This is a genomic window from Exiguobacterium sp. s141 (genome assembly GCF_018618085.1).
GTDB classification, from domain to species: Bacteria; Bacillota; Bacilli; order Exiguobacteriales; family Exiguobacteriaceae; genus Exiguobacterium; species Exiguobacterium mexicanum_A.
The window spans coordinates 309654-328041 of sequence record NZ_JACSLJ010000001.1 but is presented as its reverse complement, the minus strand read 5'-3'; the positions used below and the strand labels follow the sequence as shown (position 1 = coordinate 328041).

Annotated in this window: 27 protein-coding genes; 22 read left to right on the top strand and 5 right to left on the bottom strand. The window is 52.7% G+C overall.

From position 1 onward, the window contains the following. Positions 1-102: 102 nt before the first annotated feature. Positions 103-2019, top strand: coding sequence for an LTA synthase family protein (locus tag KNP74_RS01750; RefSeq protein WP_138859256.1), 1917 nt, complete (start codon positions 103-105; stop codon positions 2017-2019). A gap of 80 nt (positions 2020-2099) precedes the next feature. Here the strand turns inward: KNP74_RS01750 and KNP74_RS01745 are convergent, their stop codons facing one another. Further along, positions 2100-2279, bottom strand: coding sequence for a DUF2759 domain-containing protein (locus KNP74_RS01745; protein ID WP_029595254.1), 180 nt, complete (start codon positions 2277-2279; stop codon positions 2100-2102). Positions 2280-2437: 158 nt separating this feature from the next. Here KNP74_RS01745 and KNP74_RS01740 point away from each other — a divergent pair, with 158 nt between their 5' ends. Next, entirely contained in the window at positions 2438-3058 is a 621-nt protein-coding gene (locus tag KNP74_RS01740; protein WP_214763221.1) for an MBL fold metallo-hydrolase, read from the top strand. 38 nt (positions 3059-3096) lie between these two features. On the opposite strand, the gene KNP74_RS01735 is transcribed toward KNP74_RS01740, so the two are convergent. Continuing rightward, the gene (locus tag KNP74_RS01735) at positions 3097-3360 is read right to left on the bottom strand and encodes a DUF2626 domain-containing protein (RefSeq protein WP_021067727.1); all 264 of its coding nucleotides are present in this window, start codon (positions 3358-3360) and stop codon (positions 3097-3099) included. A 248-nt stretch (positions 3361-3608) separates the two neighbouring features. On the opposite strand from KNP74_RS01735, the gene KNP74_RS01730 reads away from it, so the two are divergent. The 14 genes from KNP74_RS01730 to gcvPB all read left to right on the top strand — a co-directional run bounded on the left by KNP74_RS01730 (position 3609) and on the right by gcvPB (position 12373). Then, a complete protein-coding gene (locus KNP74_RS01730; RefSeq protein ID WP_052090134.1) occupies positions 3609-3995 on the top strand; it encodes a Spx/MgsR family RNA polymerase-binding regulatory protein in 387 nt (128 codons plus the stop codon). Positions 3996-4053: 58 nt separating this feature from the next. Beyond that, complete coding sequence (locus KNP74_RS01725; RefSeq protein ID WP_034778024.1) at positions 4054-4860, top strand: ATPase, T2SS/T4P/T4SS family; 807 nt, start codon at positions 4054-4056, stop codon at positions 4858-4860. Continuing rightward, complete coding sequence (locus tag KNP74_RS01720; protein ID WP_138859257.1) at positions 4842-5819, top strand: type II secretion system F family protein; 978 nt, start codon at positions 4842-4844, stop codon at positions 5817-5819. Before KNP74_RS01725 ends, KNP74_RS01720 begins: the two co-directional genes overlap by 19 nt. 17 nt (positions 5820-5836) lie before the next feature. Then, positions 5837-6148, top strand: a complete 312-nt coding sequence (locus KNP74_RS01715; protein ID WP_034778021.1) for a prepilin-type N-terminal cleavage/methylation domain-containing protein — start codon at positions 5837-5839, stop codon at positions 6146-6148. Continuing rightward, positions 6145-6375: a prepilin-type N-terminal cleavage/methylation domain-containing protein gene (locus KNP74_RS14910; RefSeq protein WP_251130062.1), complete on the top strand. Its 231-nt coding sequence runs from the start codon at positions 6145-6147 to the stop codon at positions 6373-6375. The genes KNP74_RS01715 and KNP74_RS14910 overlap by 4 nt, the downstream gene beginning before the upstream one ends. Before the next feature lie 12 nt (positions 6376-6387). Beyond that, the gene (locus tag KNP74_RS14905; protein ID WP_251130061.1) at positions 6388-6582 is read left to right on the top strand and encodes a hypothetical protein; all 195 of its coding nucleotides are present in this window, start codon (positions 6388-6390) and stop codon (positions 6580-6582) included. Next, the gene (locus KNP74_RS01705) at positions 6548-6805 is read left to right on the top strand and encodes a hypothetical protein (protein ID WP_251130060.1); all 258 of its coding nucleotides are present in this window, start codon (positions 6548-6550) and stop codon (positions 6803-6805) included. Before KNP74_RS14905 ends, KNP74_RS01705 begins: the two co-directional genes overlap by 35 nt. Further along, positions 6741-7223, top strand: coding sequence for a prepilin-type N-terminal cleavage/methylation domain-containing protein (locus KNP74_RS01700; protein ID WP_138859261.1), 483 nt, complete (start codon positions 6741-6743; stop codon positions 7221-7223). The genes KNP74_RS01705 and KNP74_RS01700 overlap by 65 nt, the downstream gene beginning before the upstream one ends. Next, positions 7223-7501: a hypothetical protein gene (locus KNP74_RS01695; RefSeq protein ID WP_034778012.1), complete on the top strand. Its 279-nt coding sequence runs from the start codon at positions 7223-7225 to the stop codon at positions 7499-7501. The genes KNP74_RS01700 and KNP74_RS01695 overlap by 1 nt, the downstream gene beginning before the upstream one ends. After that, complete coding sequence (locus tag KNP74_RS01690; RefSeq protein ID WP_034778010.1) at positions 7494-7979, top strand: shikimate kinase; 486 nt, start codon at positions 7494-7496, stop codon at positions 7977-7979. The genes KNP74_RS01695 and KNP74_RS01690 overlap by 8 nt, the downstream gene beginning before the upstream one ends. After that, complete coding sequence (locus KNP74_RS01685) at positions 7976-8314, top strand: hypothetical protein (protein ID WP_034778008.1); 339 nt, start codon at positions 7976-7978, stop codon at positions 8312-8314. Before KNP74_RS01690 ends, KNP74_RS01685 begins: the two co-directional genes overlap by 4 nt. A 147-nt stretch (positions 8315-8461) precedes the next feature. Then, positions 8462-9535 (top strand): glycine cleavage system aminomethyltransferase GcvT, encoded by a 1074-nt coding sequence (gene gcvT / locus KNP74_RS01680; protein WP_214763220.1) that lies wholly within the window; start codon positions 8462-8464, stop codon positions 9533-9535. A 25-nt stretch (positions 9536-9560) separates the two neighbouring features. Next, positions 9561-10898: an aminomethyl-transferring glycine dehydrogenase subunit GcvPA gene (gene gcvPA, locus KNP74_RS01675; protein WP_214763585.1), complete on the top strand. Its 1338-nt coding sequence runs from the start codon at positions 9561-9563 to the stop codon at positions 10896-10898. Continuing rightward, complete coding sequence (gcvPB, locus tag KNP74_RS01670) at positions 10898-12373, top strand: aminomethyl-transferring glycine dehydrogenase subunit GcvPB (protein WP_205729360.1); 1476 nt, start codon at positions 10898-10900, stop codon at positions 12371-12373. Before gcvPA ends, gcvPB begins: the two co-directional genes overlap by 1 nt. A 91-nt stretch (positions 12374-12464) precedes the next feature. On the opposite strand, the gene KNP74_RS01665 is transcribed toward gcvPB, so the two are convergent. Next, positions 12465-12845, bottom strand: coding sequence for a rhodanese-like domain-containing protein (locus KNP74_RS01665; RefSeq protein WP_034778003.1), 381 nt, complete (start codon positions 12843-12845; stop codon positions 12465-12467). 164 nt (positions 12846-13009) lie between these two features. Here KNP74_RS01665 and mntR point away from each other — a divergent pair, with 164 nt between their 5' ends. Both mntR and hpt read left to right on the top strand, forming a co-directional pair. Beyond that, on the top strand, positions 13010-13438 hold the full coding sequence (mntR, locus tag KNP74_RS01660; RefSeq protein ID WP_034778001.1) for a transcriptional regulator MntR: 429 nt from the start codon (positions 13010-13012) through the stop codon (positions 13436-13438). 178 nt (positions 13439-13616) lie between these two features. Beyond that, positions 13617-14144, top strand: a complete 528-nt coding sequence (gene hpt, locus KNP74_RS01655) for a hypoxanthine phosphoribosyltransferase (protein ID WP_034777998.1) — start codon at positions 13617-13619, stop codon at positions 14142-14144. Between the two features lie 55 nt (positions 14145-14199). On the opposite strand, the gene KNP74_RS01650 is transcribed toward hpt, so the two are convergent. Together KNP74_RS01650 and KNP74_RS01645 are read right to left on the bottom strand one after the other, a co-directional pair. After that, positions 14200-14613 carry an SA1362 family protein gene (locus KNP74_RS01650; RefSeq protein WP_034777995.1) on the bottom strand — a complete coding sequence of 138 codons (414 nt, stop codon included), beginning with the start codon at positions 14611-14613 and terminating at the stop codon, positions 14200-14202. Positions 14614-14629: 16 nt separating this feature from the next. Beyond that, positions 14630-15574 carry a DUF1385 domain-containing protein gene (locus tag KNP74_RS01645; RefSeq protein WP_214711441.1) on the bottom strand — a complete coding sequence of 315 codons (945 nt, stop codon included), beginning with the start codon at positions 15572-15574 and terminating at the stop codon, positions 14630-14632. 142 nt (positions 15575-15716) lie between these two features. Here KNP74_RS01645 and aroQ point away from each other — a divergent pair, with 142 nt between their 5' ends. The 4 genes from aroQ to accB all read left to right on the top strand — a co-directional run bounded on the left by aroQ (position 15717) and on the right by accB (position 18382). Next, positions 15717-16154, top strand: coding sequence for a type II 3-dehydroquinate dehydratase (gene aroQ, locus KNP74_RS01640; protein ID WP_214753120.1), 438 nt, complete (start codon positions 15717-15719; stop codon positions 16152-16154). Then, positions 16150-17217 (top strand): M24 family metallopeptidase, encoded by a 1068-nt coding sequence (locus KNP74_RS01635; RefSeq protein ID WP_138860291.1) that lies wholly within the window; start codon positions 16150-16152, stop codon positions 17215-17217. The genes aroQ and KNP74_RS01635 overlap by 5 nt, the downstream gene beginning before the upstream one ends. Positions 17218-17246: 29 nt before the next feature. After that, the gene (gene efp / locus KNP74_RS01630; RefSeq protein ID WP_021067706.1) at positions 17247-17813 is read left to right on the top strand and encodes an elongation factor P; all 567 of its coding nucleotides are present in this window, start codon (positions 17247-17249) and stop codon (positions 17811-17813) included. Between the two features lie 113 nt (positions 17814-17926). Then, positions 17927-18382 (top strand): acetyl-CoA carboxylase biotin carboxyl carrier protein, encoded by a 456-nt coding sequence (gene accB / locus KNP74_RS01625; protein WP_214763219.1) that lies wholly within the window; start codon positions 17927-17929, stop codon positions 18380-18382. Positions 18383-18388: the final 6 nt, after the last annotated feature.

Genomic DNA, 18388 nt, shown 5'->3' with positions numbered 1-18388 from the left:
TCATACGTGAAATGGATAACAAGCCAATTGAACTTATAAAAAAATAGGGGGAGCGAGTTCGTTTGATCTCGTCGCCCGTTGAACAGAGGAGGAGGCCGTCAGATGAAGTCATCTCAGAGCTTTTCGAAGCTTACTATGCGACTGAATGATACGGTCCGCGCTTCGTTTCAAGAATATCGGTTATTTTGGATTTTCACGCTATTACTTTGGACGAAGACGTACGTAGTTTACCAATTTTTCTTCAATATCCCGATTGAAAACACCGCCCAGGCATTCATCTTGCTGATCAGCCCGATCAGCTCCACACTTTTCTTATTCGCTTTCAGTTTCTTCTTTAAAGGAAATAAGCAAAAGTGGGTATTGTACATGCTCTATGCCGCGGCGTCATTCATCTTGTTCGCTGACGCCGTCTATTACCGCGAGTTCACCGACTACTTGACGATGCCGGTCATCTTGCAACCTTCGAACATGGAGACGTTGTCGACCTCGTTCACCTCATTGTTGGAATGGAAGGACTTGATCATCCTCGGGGATGTGCTCGCCTTGCCGTTCATCTTACGACGCATCAATGCGAAGGCGACGGCGGCCTCTCATCAGAGAGCGCTCGTGACGTTCGCAACAGCGGTCGTCGTTTTCTTGTTCAACTTATCGCTCGCCGAAACGGAACGCCCTGAACTATTGACACGTTCGTTCGACCGGGAGCTGTTGGTCAAAAATATTGGGACGTTCAACTTCCACGTCTATGACGCGATGCTTCAAACGAAGACATCGGCCCAGAAAGCGATGGCCGATGGATCGGAACTGGCGAAAGTTGAGCAATATACCCGTCAACATTACGCGGCACCGAACCCGGACTACTTCGGGAAATATAAAGGCAAAAATGTGATCGTCGTCTCGTTCGAGTCGGCCCAAAACTTCACGCACAACATGAAGGCCTCGAACGGCGAATACATCACGCCGAACTTGAACAAATTGATCGAAGAGTCACACTACTGGCCGAATTATTACCATACGGTCGGACAAGGGAAGACGTCAGACGCCGAGTTCGCACTCGATAACTCGCTCTACGGCCTCCCGCGCGGTGCCGTCTACTTCACGAACGCCGACAACGAGTATCAGGCGCTTCCTGAATTGATCAAGGAAGACAACTACTACTCGGCCGTGTTCCACGCCAACAACAAGTCGTTCTGGAACCGGGACTTGATGTATAAAAATATCGGTGTCGATCAATTCTTCGACGAGAAAAGTTATGACCTCGGGAACCCCGAGGATATGACGGAGTGGGGACTTCTCGACGACAGTTTCTTCGAACAGTCGATCCCGATGCTCGAAGAGTTGCCGGAGCCGTTCTACGCGAAGTTCATCACGCTCACGAACCACTTCCCGTACACGATGCCGAGCGAAGACTATGAGCTCGTCCCGAAATTCGAGACGAACTCGACGACGCTCAACAACTTCCCGCAGGCGCTCGCGTATCAGGATTACGCGCTCGGGTTGTTCATCGATGAGTTGAAGGCGAACGGTATGTGGGATGACACGATCTTCGTCGTCTACGGTGACCATTACGGCATCTCGACGAACCATAACGACGCGATGGCCGACCTGCTCGGGAAAGACGAGTTGACGCCATACGACGTCGCCAAGCTCCAAGCGGTCCCGTTCGCGGTCCACTTACCGGGACAAGCCAAGGGCGAAGTACATGACACGATCGGCAGTCATGTCGACATGAAACCGACGATCCTTCACTTGCTCGGAATCGACACGTCGGACACGGTCGGATTCGGTAGCGACTTGTTATCGGAAGACCGGACGAGCCGCGCCATCTTCCGTGACGGCACCGTTATCACTGAGGAGTATGTCTGGACGCAATCGACATGCTATGACGCCTCGAGTGGTGAAGTCGTTGAGGACGTTTCACTTTGTGGACCGGATAGTGAAGAAGCAGAGAAGATTCTCCAAATGAATGATGACTTGATTTATTCGGATCTGCTTCGTTTTAAAGAACAGACCGAACAGTAAGCAACAGCGCCGTCCCGGCTTAGCCGGGACGGCGCTGTTTGTTATACAAAAAAAGACGACCGAAGTCGTCTTCATGCTCATTAGCCTGGGATTCCACCGTAAATCAATGTCGCGACGCCGAAAAATCCAAATACGAGTACAGTGACCGCGGCGAAAGCCAGTGGAAAGAATTGGCGTTTCTTAAACGAACGGGCCATTCCCCAGATTGCAACGAGTGCAACGATGAGCGAGATCCATCCAAATGGTTCATACAAATGCATGACGAGTTCCCCCTTTATTATACGTCATGAAATTCATAAAAATTTCACTGAAATATCATTATTATTTTATCCGATAATGTACACGCTGTCGAGCAAAGAAAGCCTCCGCTACAATTTTGCCACAATATCGATTAGAATGGGATGTGGAGGTGTTCTGAATGAATATTGTAAAAATCACATCGGGCTTGGCCCGAGAGAACGGATACGTGCTCGAGAAAGACGGGACGGTCCTCATCGTCGACCCAGGTACGGACGATCCGAAATTCTTTGAGGCGGTCGAACGCTTCGGTGGCTTGAACGCCATCTTGTTGACACACGCCCATTTCGATCATATCGGTGGCATCGATGCCCTTCGTGATCGTTACGCCGTACCGGTGTACGTCCATGAAGCGGAACGGACGTGGCTGATGGACGACGAGAAGAACGGGGCGGCGAAGTTCCATCTGCCGAGCGCATCGATGCGTCCAGCCGAACGGGTCTATCAAGGTAAAACGCTCGAAATCGGTGCCTTCACGATTGAGTTGCATCACACGCCTGGTCATTCGCCGGGCAGCGTCACGCTCCACATCCCGACGGAACGCATTGCCTTCTGTGGGGATTTGATTTTCAAACAGTCGGTCGGACGGACCGATTTATACGGTGGCGACCAGGCCACTTTGCTCGGATCGATCGATCGGATGCGACAGCTGTTACCAGGCGAGACTGTGCTCTATTCCGGACATGGGCCGAAGACGACGCTCGAGGCCGAAATCCGGACGAATCCATTTTTCGAGCGATGAATCAAAAAAAGATTGTCTCACGAGGAGACAATCTTTTTTTACATTTGGAAGTTACTCCAATACGTGAAGACGACGAAGAAGACAGTCAAATATGCGCCGAACACGTATACATACGTTTTTTCAGTGAGTTTCAAGTAGCCTAGTGCGACGAAGAAAATAGTTTGAGCTAAAAAGACAAGACCCATTACGACGAAGTCACCACTATGTTCGCTACTGCTTTGATCTCCACCGAGTGCGCCTACGAAAGCAAGCGCCGCGATCAACCCAGTCCAAAAGCCTAGGACACGGAACATTCTCGCCATGTTAATCCCCCCATACGTGCATTATTCCATTCTCATTCACTATTTTACCAACACATTCAGAAAAATGCTATGGAAACGTGTGAATTGAGCAAAATAATCGTGAAAAATATGTGAAATAATTAGGTTGCACAAACTTGTACAAAAAATTAAAAAACTTGTACAAACTATGTACAAAACGGGTATAAGGTTGTATAATCGATTTACACACATCGAACGAATTGGTTCTCAACTTCAAAGGAGGTATTAAAATGGCAAATGAATTGATGTTCTATACGTATCCGAGCTGTACCTCATGCCGTAAGACGAAAGCGTTTTTACAAGAGCAACACCTCGAGGTGAGCGAGCGCCATATCTTCCGGAACGCCCCGACGGTAGATGAGTTGATGACGCTGTTAGCGCTCAGTGAAAACGGTGTCGACTCGCTTCTTGCGACGAGAAGTCAGGCGTTCAAACAACTCGACATCGACGTCGAAGATTTGAAGCTAAGTGAATTGCTCAAATTGATGAGCGACAACCCGAAACTATTGAAACGTCCAATCTTGACGGATGGCAACGAAGTCATTGTCGGCTATGACAAAGCGACAATCGAGGCGTATGCCCGTCGTTTCGAATCAACAACTGCAAACGTATCCTGACACAAGTCCACTTTCCAAGGAGTGGGCTTTTTTTTATGCTCTTATTGAGGTGGTGGAGATGAAACGAGTGATCGAGCGTGTCGTGGGAGCGGCGCGAAATTTGAATGCGAGCGATGTCCATTTTATGCCATACGGAGACGAGGTGATGATTCAAGTTCGCCACGGGACGCTCTTGCATCGACTGGAGTCGATGACACAGTTTGACTACGAACGGTTGACGTTACATATGAAATATTGGTGCTCGCTAACGGAAACGGATCATCGCGTGCCTCAGTCTGGTATGTACGTCGGGACGGAGGACGCGATCCGGGTCACGTTTTTACCTTCATTCGACCATACGCTTATGTCGTGGCGACTCCCGAACGCCTCGTTTCAGTTGTCCGAGTTGCTAGACGATGAGGATGTGAACCGCTTTTTGAAGTTGGCTATGCTCCGACAAGGATTGTTATTGATTGGCGGCGCGACGGGGGCAGGTAAGACGACGGTCCTCTACGCATTTTTGCAAAGTTTGGGCGGCCGCCGAATCGTGACGATCGAGAACCCTCCGGAGAAGCAGGTGCCGGGAGTGATTCAACTCGAGGTCAACCCGAAAGCGGGACTTGACCATCGCAGTCTATTGAAAGAGACACTTCGGGCCGACCCAGACGTCATCGTCATCGGAGAGATCCGAACGAGCGAGGAGTTGCGGGTGGCACACGACGCGGCGCTCAGTGGCCATTTGACGATCGCGACGTTCCACACGGCGAGTGTCGAGGACGGCGAACATCGGCTCGAACAGCTCGTCGGCAAGATGGAGGTCGCCCGTCATTGGTGCATCCTGCACCGCGAAGAGGAGGTGAGCTGTTCATGGTCCGAGACCAGATGAGTAAAGACTTATTCACGATCCGTCGCTTTCTCAGGCTGCAGGCCCGTGGTGTCGGATTGAAAAAGACGTTCGAAACACTTGAGCTTCATGAACGAGGCAGAGCAAAACAAGTGATTCGGGACATGCGGCTTCAACTCGAGCAAGGTCGGCCGCTCGCCGAAGTGTTCTCGGGACTCGTCACCGACCCAAGAATGCGTGAGATGCTCGTCACGGCGGAGCGGGGCCATCACTTTTTAGAAGGGCTCGAGCAAGTGCTCGTCTTGTCGACGATGCGCCGAAACCTGCAGCAAGAGCTCAAGCAGCTAGCGCGGTATCCGCTCGTGATTTTGACGATGCTGCTCGGACTCGGGGCGATTTATGCGCTCTATATTTTCCCGAAATTGCTGTCGATGGTGGACGTCGAGGCGCTAGATGGGATAAACGCAATTCTGTTGTCCCGTTGGTTTTTCCCGGGTCTATTCATCGGCTTGCTCATGACCGGGGCGGCCCTCTACTGGAACGGGAGACGCGGCCGGCTTGTGCCGCTACGTGTCGTCGAACGAGGCAGGCGGCTGTACGTCACGTATTTGTTCGTCAGTGAGCTCTCGCTCTTAAGTGAAGGGCAAGGTTCGGTCCGTCATATCATCGAGCGTTTGTCTCGGGGTGACGGGGAAGTCGCGGCCATCGCGAGACGGATCCATGAGCGTATGTCGGACGGTCTTGAACTCGAAGAGGCGGCCCGGCAAGAACGGTTGCTCGAGCATGAGGTCGTCAGTCTCTTCGGCGTCGGTACGGTGAGTGGTGAGCTGGGATCGATCATGACGTTGCATCGTGATCTCGTGTTTGAAGAGATGGAATTGTATTGGAAACAACTAATCACCAAGGCCGAGCCGGTATTATACGGATTTTTGACGATGATGGTGACAATGATTTTTTACACGATTTATTTGCCGGTCAAATTGATCATGGCCCAACTATAACAAGGAGGAACAACAACATGACACGATTCAAATCAGAACAAGGGTTCACGCTCGTCGAAATGGCTGCCGTCTTACTCATCATCTCGGTCTTACTGTTACTGCTCGTTCCCTCGATGTCAGACGGGAAATCCCGGGCAGATAGTGTCAGTTGTGAGGGGAGTGTGCGCATTGTCGAGTCGGAAATCAACTTGTATTATGCGGAACACAAATCCTATCCGGAGACGTTGGCGGTCATCGAACGGGCCTCGACGGAGAGTCCGCTCGAGTATAGTTGTCAATCGATGGTCTACACGTACGCCCCGACGACCGGTACGTTGACAAAACAATGAGGCAAGACGGATATACGTTCGTCGAGATGGCATCCGTCCTCGTCATCTTGTCGCTCTTGCTGTTGATGACGACCCCGGTCGTCCGTTCGATGGATCGATTGGCCTTGTTTGATTTCACCGAGGCGCTTGTGAGCGATATCAACGAGGTTGGCCAATATCCATACGTTGCCGCCGATGAATCATGTGTGCCGCGTCTACGGTGGTACATAAAAGAACGGCGCTATTAAATCGCCTGTGGGATGACGCCGATCGCATCGCGTGTTGTACCCGATGGGGTCGAGATGAGCCTCCCGGCCACAAGTGAGATCGTCTTCTCACGTACAGCGGCGACGTATGCAGGGCAGTGGAAATTTTATACGGGACCGACGATGGTGACGTTGAAGTTTAGAATGGGGACGTATGAGCCGGAGGTGCTTCGCGTTGAAGGGCGATGAGAAAGGTATCACGTTTTGGGAAATCTGCCTTAGCCTGGCGCTCCTCCTGGCGTGGGTCGGGGTCGTGGCACCTTTTGTCGAGGGCGCGACGGAACGGGTCGACCGTCTCGAAACGACCGTTCGGCGTTATGAGCGGCTTCAAGGGGAGGTGTTGCACGATGCGGTCGAACCGAGCGGACGTACGGAAATCTGTGATGGCGACCTATGTCTCCCGACGCTTTGAGCGGGGGTTCACGTTACTTGAAGTGAGCTTCACGTTGCTCTTGATCCCGCTGTTCGTTGGACTCACGGTTCACTTGTTGGCACTCGGCCAGGCGTTTTATGAGCAACCACGTGACATGGTGCCGACGACGCCCCAACTGATCGTGCGAAAACTTTTCGATAGCCGGGATTGCGTTGTCGAATCGGGACGTCTTATCGGCACATACGTGCGCCCGGACGACACAACGTGGTCGTGGACGCTCAAACAGATCAATCGTAATTTGGTCATGGTCGGAGACGAGGGAGGGAATTTACTATTTTTAAGAGGAATCGAGACGTATCAGGTCGAACCGGTAGGAGAGGGTTTTCGCATCCGGTGGACCGACGCGACCGGCCCCCGCGAGAAGAGCGTGATGTGCATGCGCGCGGATACTTTGTGATGTCGACGTTAATCGTGTTGACGTGGTTACTCGGCGGAGCGATGTTTTGGTATACTGATATGGAACGAACGACCGACCGACTGGCGCTCGATATTTTGGCGATCCGCTTCGAATCACACGTCATGGTCGCCAAACGGTCCTGTGGTCCGTCCGCCGTCACGGTGACAAAACCGACCGGGACGATTAACTGTCGACCGCTCGGCAGCGGGACGGTCGAGGTCGAGATTCGCCTTGAGACCGGAGAACGACATAAAGAGGTGATTTATTTCGATGACTAAACCGTTTTACATCATCGGGTTTATGGGTACAGGTAAATCAAGCTTAAAACGATATCTTGAAAAATCGAATCACGTCGTTGATTTGGATGAGCTGTTCGAAATGGACGTCCAAATGGACATCCCCGCATATTTTGACCGTTACGGGGAGGAAGCGTTTCGCCTGCAAGAAAGTGAGATTTTGCGACAGGCGAGCGCTGCCTATATCGTGACAGGAGGCGGAATCGTCGAACGAGACGAAAATCTCGATTGGATGCGCGAAAACGGTGTCGTCATCGCACTTGATCTACCGTATGAGATGTGTTGGGACCGAATCAAAGACTCGGACCGGCCTCTCGTGCGCCACGGCAAGGCGGCCGTCGAAGCGTTGTACGAACGTCGGCGGCCGCTCTACGCGCGTGCCGATCACGTGCTTGACGCCTCGCTCAGCACAGAAGCAATCGCGCATACCTTATATCGGTTGAAGGAGGAAGATACATGATTTGGATCAATCTCGGCATCATTGTGCTCGCACTAGTCGGGCTCGGTTTGTATGGGTTCTTATTGTACCGTAACAAGATGAAGACGGACGTGCGGCGGGTCACCCGTTTGACGGAACGTTTCCAGATTCGCGCGAACGTCATCCAAGGTCTCGTCAATGAAATCAAGCAACACGTCGATACGGTCAACGCCTCTGTGAAGCAGATGAAGGCCTATTCCGTTAACGTGAAAGACGAGACGATGGAGCTTAAGCAAGCGACGATCGGACTGACAAAAGAAATTAAACGGACAGCTGGAATCGAACGCCCAGACGTTTCCACTGAGACCAAAATATGAAATAATGAGGATGAAAACGTTTTCGTTTTCCATCCTCTTTATTTTTGCCCATTTTGGCTAGGCAGAGCCGCAAAAAATTGATAGAGTGGAATAGAAAACGAAATATTTCACGAAATACATTATTTACGTTCGGGATTGGGGGATAATATGGAGAAAGTATCGTTAAAACGTACGCCTTTATATGATTTGATTTCCGTAAAGGCGAAGATGGTGGCTTTTGCGGGGTTTGAGATGCCGATCATGTTCTCGTCGATTAAAGAAGAACATCAGGCGGTGCGTAACGAGGTCGGCATGTTCGATGTGTCACACATGGGGGAGATTCGCATCGAAGGACCGGATGCGCTTGAGAACGTGCAACGTCTTGTCACGAACGATGTGTCAAAATTACAGATCGGTCAGGCGCAGTATAATCTGTTCTGTTTACCGAATGGCGGTGTCGTCGACGACCTGCTCGTCTATCGACTCGATGAAGATGCATTTTGGCTCGTCGTCAACGCCTCGAACATCGAAAAAGACGTGGCCCACGTTCGTCAGTATGTGACGGGTGACGTCACGGTGACCGATGAGTCCGACGCCTATGGTCAAATCGCGATTCAAGGACCGATGGCCGAACACGTGCTCGGCCGCTTGACGGACTTGCCGCTAGCAGACATCAAATTTTTCCGGTTCATGACCGGCGACGTGGCCGGCGTGTCGACCATCGTCTCACGCAGTGGCTATACGGGAGAGGACGGATTTGAACTCTACGCCCGGGCCGAGGACGTGGCCGCAATCTGGTCGGCGTTAGAAGCAGAAAACGTCACTCCATGCGGGCTCGGGGCCCGCGATACGCTCCGTTTCGAGGCATGCTTGCCATTATACGGGCACGAGCTCGATGAGACGGTCACTCCGTTCGAGGCGAACTTGAACTTTGCCGTCAAACTCGATACCGATTTCATCGGTAAGGACGCCCTCGTGAAGCAAAAAGAAGACATCCCGCGCCGATTGATCGGCTTGCGTCTGCTCGGGCGTGGTATCGCCCGTCAAGGCGCGACGGTCGAAGTTGACGGAGAGACGATCGGTGTTGTCACGACCGGTACGATGCCGCCGACGGTGAACGAATCAATTGCCTGGGCGCGCGTCGATCGCCGTTTCGCGGAGGCGACACACTTTATCGTTGAAGTTCGGGGGAAAAAAATAGAAGCCGAACGTGTACCGACACCGTTTTATAAACGTAAATGAAACAGGGGGATTCAGCATGAACAGAATGGAGTTTCGTTATTTACCGATGACAGAGCAAGATGAGCGTGACATGTTGCAGACGATCGGCGTCGAGTCGATTGAAAACCTACTCGAGGATATTCCAGCATCGCTCCGGGAGACGGCTTCTTTAGCGGCCATCGGTGCGCCGCTTCCGGAAGTTGACCTCGTTCGTCATATGACAAAGCTCGCCGAGAAGAACGTGCACACGAAATCGACCCCGAGTTTCCTCGGGGCCGGAATGTACGATCACCTTTCTCCGAGCGTCATGAACCACATGCTTCTCCGTTCCGAGTTCTATACAGCCTATACGCCGTATCAGCCGGAAATCTCGCAAGGTGAACTCCAAGCGATGTTCGAGTTCCAGACGATGATTTGCGAATTGACGGGCATGGACGTGGCCAACTCGTCGATGTACGACGGCATCACAGCCCTTGCTGAAGCAACGTATCTCGCGAGTGCCCATACGAAGAAAAAACGTGTCGTCGTCTCGGGAGCGGTCCATCCGGAAGCGAAGGACGTCATCCGGACGTATGCCGGTGGGCCAGGGCTCACGGTCGAATATACGGACGTTAACGCGGGATTGACCGACGTGACAGACATCGATTTGAAGGACGCCTCGTGCCTCGTCGTCCAATATCCGAACTTTTATGGACGCGTCGAGGACTTGTCAGCCCTCGCGAAAGCAGCGCACGACGCCGGCGCCTTGTTTGTCGTCTCGAGCAATCCGCTCGCGCTCGGGATTTTGGAGTCGCCGGGTGCGCTCGGGGCCGACATCACGGTCGGTGACGCCCAACCGTTCGGGATTCCGCAAAGCTTCGGCGGCCCGTCATGTGGATACTTCGCCGTCAAACAAGCACTCATGCGTAAACTTCCGGGTCGTCTCGTCGGACAGACGGTCGATGAGGATGGCAAGCGCGGCTTCGTCTTGACGCTTCAGGCGCGGGAACAACACATCCGTCGTGACAAAGCGACGTCAAACATCTGCTCGAACCAGGCGCTCAATGCGCTCGCGGCATCAATCACGATGTCTGCCCTCGGGAAGTACGGGATTCGTGACATGGCCGTCCGTAACATGCAAACGGCCCATTACATGAAAGAAACGCTCAAAGCGGCCGGCTATACGGTTATCGATGAAGGACCGATGTTCAACGAGTTCGTTGTCGACTTCGGAATCGATGCGGAGCAAGTATCGCGTCACCTGCTCGACAATGGTATCATCGGCGGTTTGCCGCTCGGGACGTATGAAACGGACCGTCAGACCCAGATGTTGCTCTGCGCGACGGAGCTTCGGACGAAAGAAGAAATCGATTTATTTGTTGAAGTGGTTGGGGGGATGAACTGATGCAACACGAACAAACGCTTATCTTTGAGGTGTCACGTGAGGGGCGGACTGGCTACAATTTGCCGACGCCGACGGTACCGGAAGTCGATTTAGAGACGCTCTTGCCGGCTTCGATGGTTCGACAAGAGGCGGCCGAACTGCCAGAAGTGTCTGAACTCGATGTCGTACGCCATTACACGTCGCTCTCGACACGTAACCACGGAGTCGACTCCGGTTTCTATCCGCTCGGTTCGTGCACGATGAAATATAACCCGAAAGTGAATGAAGACATGGCCCGACTTCCTGGCTTCGCCCATATTCACCCGTTGCAGCCGGTCGAGTCGATTCAAGGGGCGCTCGAGCTCATGGTCGATCTGCAAGAACAACTTGCTGAGATCACTGGCATGGATGAAGTGACCCTGCAACCTGCAGCCGGGGCCCATGGGGAATGGACCGGTCTCATGCTCATCAAGGCGTTCCACCATCACAACGGTGATATGGAACGGACGAAAGTACTCGTGCCTGATTCGGCACACGGAACGAACCCGGCCTCGGCCGTCGTCGCCGGTTTCGAGACGGTGACGGTCAAGTCGGATGAGCGCGGGCTCGTCGATTTGGAGGATTTGAAAGCGAAAGTCGGGACGGATACGGCAGCGCTCATGCTGACGAACCCGAACACGCTCGGTTTGTTCGAGGCTGATATTTTAGAGATTGCCAAAGTCGTGCACGAGGCCGGCGGCAAACTGTATTACGACGGTGCTAACTCGAACGCGATTCTAGGCATCGCCCGTCCTGGGGATATGGGCTTCGACGTCGTCCACTTGAACTTGCACAAAACGTTCACAGGGCCGCACGGCGGTGGCGGTCCGGGTTCTGGTCCGGTCGGGGTGAAACGCGATTTGATTCCGTACTTGCCGACGCCAATCGCGCGCCGCTCTGAGTCTGGCTTCACGCTCGATTATGATCGCCCGCAATCGATTGGTCGCATCAAACCGTTCTATGGCAACTTCGGGATCAACGTTCGGGCTTATAGCTACATCAAGACGATGGGTGCGGAAGGGTTGACGCGCGTCTCACGCGAAGCGGTATTGAACGCCAACTATATGTTCGCCCGCTTGAAAGATGCGTTCGATGTGCCGTATGACACGTTCTGCAAGCATGAGTTCGTCTTGTCTGGAAAACGTCAGAAAGCACTCGGCGTTCGGACGCTCGATATCGCCAAACGCTTGCTCGATTTCGGTTATCACCCACCGACGATTTACTTCCCGCTCAACGTCGAGGAGTGCATCATGGTCGAACCGACGGAGACAGAGTCGAAAGAGACGCTCGATGCCTTCTGCGATACGATGCTCCAAATCGTCAAAGAGGCGGAAGAGAATCCGGAAATCGTTCAGACGGCCCCGCATACGACGGTCGTCAAACGCCTGGACGAGACGCTTGCGGCTCGGAAACCAGTGCTCAAATACGAACGACGCCAACCGTCGTCAATCAATTGAATCCGAACCCGCTCACTATTCGTGAGCGGGTATTTTTCTGGAAATAAAAAAACGTCCCTCCTCGGAGTGAGGAGTGGACGTGGTGGGCAGGTCAGTCTTTCTTGACTTTCCCTTTCCAGTTTTTGAAGCCGCCATCGAGCATGTAAATGTCGGTATAACCATTTTTCATAAGCAATTTGGCCGCCTGGTTCGAACGCGACTTGCCTTGGCAATACATGAGGATCGGCTGATCTTTGCGAAGTTCTTTCATGCGTAGTTTCAATTGGCCGACCGGGATGTTACGGGCGCCGACGATGTGGCCTCCCTTATACTCGTTCGGTTCACGGACGTCGATCAATTGTCCTTTACGGAGCGACGCACGAAACTCTTCTTGTTTCATTTTCTTCAAACCGCGTGCCGGCAAGAAACGCCAGACGATGTATGCGATGAGCGCAGCCCATAGGATGATGACGAGGATAGTTTCGATTCCCATTGATGTTCTCCCTTTCTCTATTAAGTTTCACCAACATCCATTATAAAGAATTTAAGGTCATGAGACAATGATTGACTGATGGATTTACCCGTTCTGCTTTCGGTTTCTAGGTGGTTGCGTTAAAATAGAGGTTGCAGAACGGAACATAAGGGGAGGCTACGCCCATGCCGACACCGAGTATGGAAGATTACTTAGAACGAATTTATTTGCTAATGGTCGAGAAAGGATACGCCCGCGTGTCCGATATCGCCGAACATTTAGGGGTGCATCCCTCCTCTGTCACGAAAATGGTGCAAAAGCTCGACCGGGAAGACTATTTGATTTATGAGAAATATAGAGGACTCATGTTGACGAAAAAAGGTCAAAAAATCGGGAAACGACTCGTCGAGCGTCATGCGATGCTCGAATCATTTTTACGTTTGATCGGTGTCGACGAGGCCCATGTCTACGAGGACGTCGAAGGGATCGAGCACCATTTGAGCTCGAACACGCTTGACTGCATGACCCAGTTCGTCGAATTTTTTGAAGATAAGCCCGAACTGATGGCCCAGTTTCGCGCGTTTCAAGAACTGAATACGAACGACGATGAGTGAGTCTAGATGACCGCGACCGATGAATCGATTCGGGAGCGGTCTTCTTTTATCAAAACGCCTCTAGAACCGAACAATGAAGCGTTTTAATTGAATTTTAGTCTGTTTTTGGTTTGTTTTTGTGATAGAATGGGTGCTGGTAAGAATGATAAGGGGGTGACGGCGAACAATCGCCGACATGATGGATATTCAAATCAAAGGGAAACTGTTTGACGAAGCACAAATCAAACAGCGCGTGGCGGAACTCGCTGAACAAATCGAACGGGATGCGGCCGGAACACCAATCGTCCTCGTGGCCGTCTTGAAAGGGTCGCTCGTCTTTGCGGCTGATTTGATGAGACAGATGACGGGCAGTGTCCAACTTGATACGGTGGCGACGTCTTCTTATGGGAAGAAATCGACTTCGAGCGGGAACGTCCAACTCCGGAAAGATTTAGACCTCGATGTCGAAGGGAAGTACGTCGTCATCATCGAAGACATCATTGACACGGGACAGACGCTTAAATTCTTGTGTCAGCATATGACGTTACATCAACCGGGGCAATTGAAGATTTGTACACTTCTCGACAAGCCGGCCCGCCGACTCGTCACGCTCGACGCCGATTACGTCGGCTTCGAGATCCCGGATGAGTTCGTCATCGGGTACGGCATCGACTACGCCGAACAGTATCGCAATCTACCGTATATCGGTTTCGTCGAAACGGACTGACTTCCGAATCACGACAAAAAACGAACCAGGTCGCCCGTGGCGATCTGGTTCGTTTTCACATGTTCGCTTTCTTTTTCTTCTTGCCTTTCTTCCCCTCGATGACGGTGAGGTGAGGGGCGTCGCTACGATGCGTCGAACGAGCCGGGCGCTTCGAGAGTTTCGTCACGTTTGAACCAGGTTTCGCTTTCTTTTTCGTCGTCGCGGACGGTTTCACTTTAGGGTTCGCACCGGGACGTTGCATCCGTTTTTTGGAAGCCTGAGCGGTCTTCCGGTACCGCATATCCTCGGCTGAGATTTTAGGAGCCATGAACACACGGTAAATCACATAGAAGATTAACCCGAAAATACCGATGAAGAGCAACTGTCTGAACAAGCGACCGGGGTCGGTCGCGAGCATATGTCCGACTCCGATGAAGCCTAAGATGAACACGATCGTGGCAGCGGTCGTACCGATTCTTTGTCTGATCATGGTGCTTTCCTCCTCTTTATCCCTCTCTTTGCGCGGCCGGTTGACCTAGTTCTGAACGTTCCCATGTTTCGAAAGCCTCGATGGCGACGCGGATTTGCTCATCGTTTGGTTCACGCGTCGTCAACAGCTGTAGCGATAGTCCCGGCTTGCCGAGGACGGATAGGAAGCGATGTTCACGAAAACGGTTTGTGAATTGGAGCACCTCGAACGAGATGCCGATGACCACCGGTAACAAGGCGATGCGGCTGACGAGTCGGACCCAGAGCGGATCGATCGGGACGACCATATAGACGCCGATGCCAACGAAAACGGTGAACAGGATGAAGCTTGACCCACAGCGATAGTGGAGGCGTGAGCTCGAGCGGACGTTGTCGACGGTGATCGGTCGTCCGGACTCATAACAGTTGATGACCTTGTGTTCAGCGCCGTGATATTGAAACACGCGTCGAATGAGCGGTGTCAAGGAAATCAAATAGAGGTAACTGAGCAGCAATACTAATTTTATTCCCCCTTCGAGGAGGTTTTGAATCACGTGACCGGACAATGCGGGCACGCTTTGGAACATGGCGGCGAGCAGGGCCGGTGTGACGTTAAAAATCAGCTTGCCGAACACGTACGAGATGATCCCGACGACCGCGATCATGATGACCATCAAGATGTTCTGTTTCTTCTCATCCGGTTTCGTCGCCTCGTCCTCGCTCGGATCGACGTCATAGCGGTCACTGGCGAAGTTCATGTGGGCGGAACCGTTTTTGAGCGATTCGTATAAGGCGACCACGCCGCGCAGGAACGGGACTTTCTTTAACGATTGGACCCAGGGGACGAGGATGCGAGGTTGCTCGAACGTCTCGATCGATCCGTCCTTCCGACGGATTGCCGAGGCACTCTCGGCGCGTCCTTGAAACATGACGCCTTCCACAAGCGCTTGCCCTCCAACGGGGATCAGTGGTTTAGTTTTCATGGCATTTCCTCGATTCCTACAGTTATATAGTTGAATTATACCGTGATTCACCTAAAAAACGAAACCACATGAACGTCAATTGTCGCTACAACCGTTAAATTTGTTACAATAGAGGCGACTTGACGAACAGGGGGGAAGACTTGTGCACATACTCGTCTTGAATGGGCCGAATTTGAATCTACTCGGGAGACGTGAACCGGACGTATATGGTGACGTCTCGTTGAAGGGACTGACGGCGGAGCTGTTGCTCGCCGCGCCAGATGACGTCGAGTTGACGTTCGTCCAATCCAACCATGAAGGCGAACTGATCGACGCGCTACACGAAGCGTACGATTATGCGGGGGTCATCTTCAACGCCGGGGCGTATACACATACGTCAATCGCGCTTCGAGATGCCATCGCCGCCATCAAGGCCCCGGTCGTCGAAGTACATATCTCGAACGTGCATGCACGAGAGTCGTTTCGTCATGAATCCAAGCTCGCCGGCGTCTGTCTCGGCGTCATCAGCGGCTTCGGGTTGACGAGTTACACGCTCGCGTTGCAGGCGCTGATCGAACATTGGAGGAATCGACATGATTGAACGGGTCAACAAACTGCAAGCTCAGCTAGAAGCGAACGGAATTGACGGATTGCTCGTGACGAAACGGGAGAACATCCGCTACTTGTCGGGGTTCACCGGGTCGAGTGGCGTCCTTGTGATCACGCCAAAGTCGGCGAGCTTCATCACCGACTTCCGCTACACGGAACAGGCCGCGAGCCAAGTGAAAGGGTTCGACATCATTGAACACAAGACATCGCTCATCAAGTCGGTCGCAGAAGTCGTGGACCGGGAAGCGGTCGCACGTCTCGGTATCGAGCAAGATGACATGACGGTCGGGCAATTCCGGACGTATGAAAAAGACGTCAACGCCGAACTTGTCGAGACATCAGGCATCGTCGAAAAGCTACGCTTGATTAAGGATGAGTCAGAGATTAAGATAATGAAGGAAGCTGCGGCGATTGCGGATGCGGCGTTCACCCATATCCAGTCGTTTATCCGCCCGGGCCGGACAGAGAAAGAGGTCGCGAATGAACTCGAGATGTTCATGCGTGCTCAAGGAGCCGACTCGTCGTCGTTTGATATGATCGTTGCATCGGGCCATCGCTCGGCATTGCCGCACGGTGTGGCCAGTGATAAGGTCATCGAGGCAGGCGAACTCGTGACACTCGACTTCGGGGCTTACTATCAGGGGTACTGCTCGGACATCACGCGCACGCTCGCCGTCGGAGAGATCTCAGACGAGTTGCGCAACATCTATGATACGGTACTCCGCGCACAACTCGCGGGTGTCGAAGGCACGAAAGCCGGGATCACGGGAATCGAGGCGGACGCGTTGACGCGTGATGTGATCAAAGAAGCCGGTTATGGTGAGTACTTTGGGCATTCGACGGGACACGGTCTCGGCATGGAAGTCCATGAGGCGCCAGGGCTGTCATTCCGTTCGGAGACGGTGCTTGAACCTGGGATGGTCGTCACGGTCGAACCAGGCATCTACATCGCCGGAATCGGCGGATGTCGCATCGAGGACGATATCGTCATCACTGAGACTGGCAATTTCCGTCTCACGCAGTCGCCAAAAGAGTTAATTACGATTGAGGCTTGAGTCTCAGCTCATCTTAGGAGGAAATCAACATGGTATCAGTTAACGATTTAAAAACAGGCTTAACGGTCAAAACGTCGGACGGATCGATTTGGCAAGTCATCGAATTCCAACACGTCAAGCCGGGTAAAGGCGCGGCTTTCGTTCGTACGAAGATGCGTAACTTGCGCACGGGGGCGATTCAAGAGACGACGTTCCGTGGCGGCGAGCGCATCGAGCGTGCCCACATCGAACGTAAACGTATGCAGTACCTCTACCCGATGGGCGACACGTACGTGTTCATGGACACAGAGTCGTATGAGCAGCTCGAACTCACGGGCGAGCAAGTGAAAGCGGCGCTCCCGTACATGCTTGAAAACATGGAAGTGAGCATCGCTGACTACGATGGCGAGATTCTCGGCATCGAGCTCCCGACGACGGTCGTCTTGACGATTGTCGAGGCCGATCCAGGCGTCAAAGGTGACACGGCATCGAACGTGAAGAAAAATGCGACGGTCGAAACGGGCCACATCATTCAAGTGCCGCTCTTCATCGAGCCAGGCGAAAAAGTAACGGTCGACACGCGCACAGGCGAGTTCACGGGCCGCTATAACGGGTAAGACAAAGGGTGTCCATTCTTCGGAATGGGCCCTTTTTTTGTCGTTGCATTCACTGGTCTGACCAGTTATAGTAGAGTAGAGATTAGTACCAGGTATAAACAGGGGGTTATTTCATGCAAATCGAACATATTAAAGAGCTGATCACAATGCTCGATCAGACGTCCGTCCACGAGCTGGAGCTCGAGACGTCTGAATTTAAACTATCATTGAAAAAAGAAGCGGCCCCGCAACTCGCCGCCCATCATACACCAGCCGCCCAAGCGGCGCCGGTCGCTGCACCTACACCGGCCGCTCAAACGGAGCAAGCAGTCACACCGGAAGCGGCCCCGAGCAACTTACGGACGATCACGTCGCCGATGGTCGGGACGTTCTATTCGCGCCCGGCACCGGACAAGGAGGCCTACGTCCAAGTCGGCGATCGCATCGAAGCTGGACAAGTGGTCTGTATTTTAGAAGCGATGAAGCTGTTCAATGACGTCGAGGCGGAAATCAGCGGAGAAATCGTCGAGATGCTCGTCGCTGACGGCGATTTAGTCGAATATGGTCAAGCGCTCTTCAGCGTGAAGTGAGGTGTC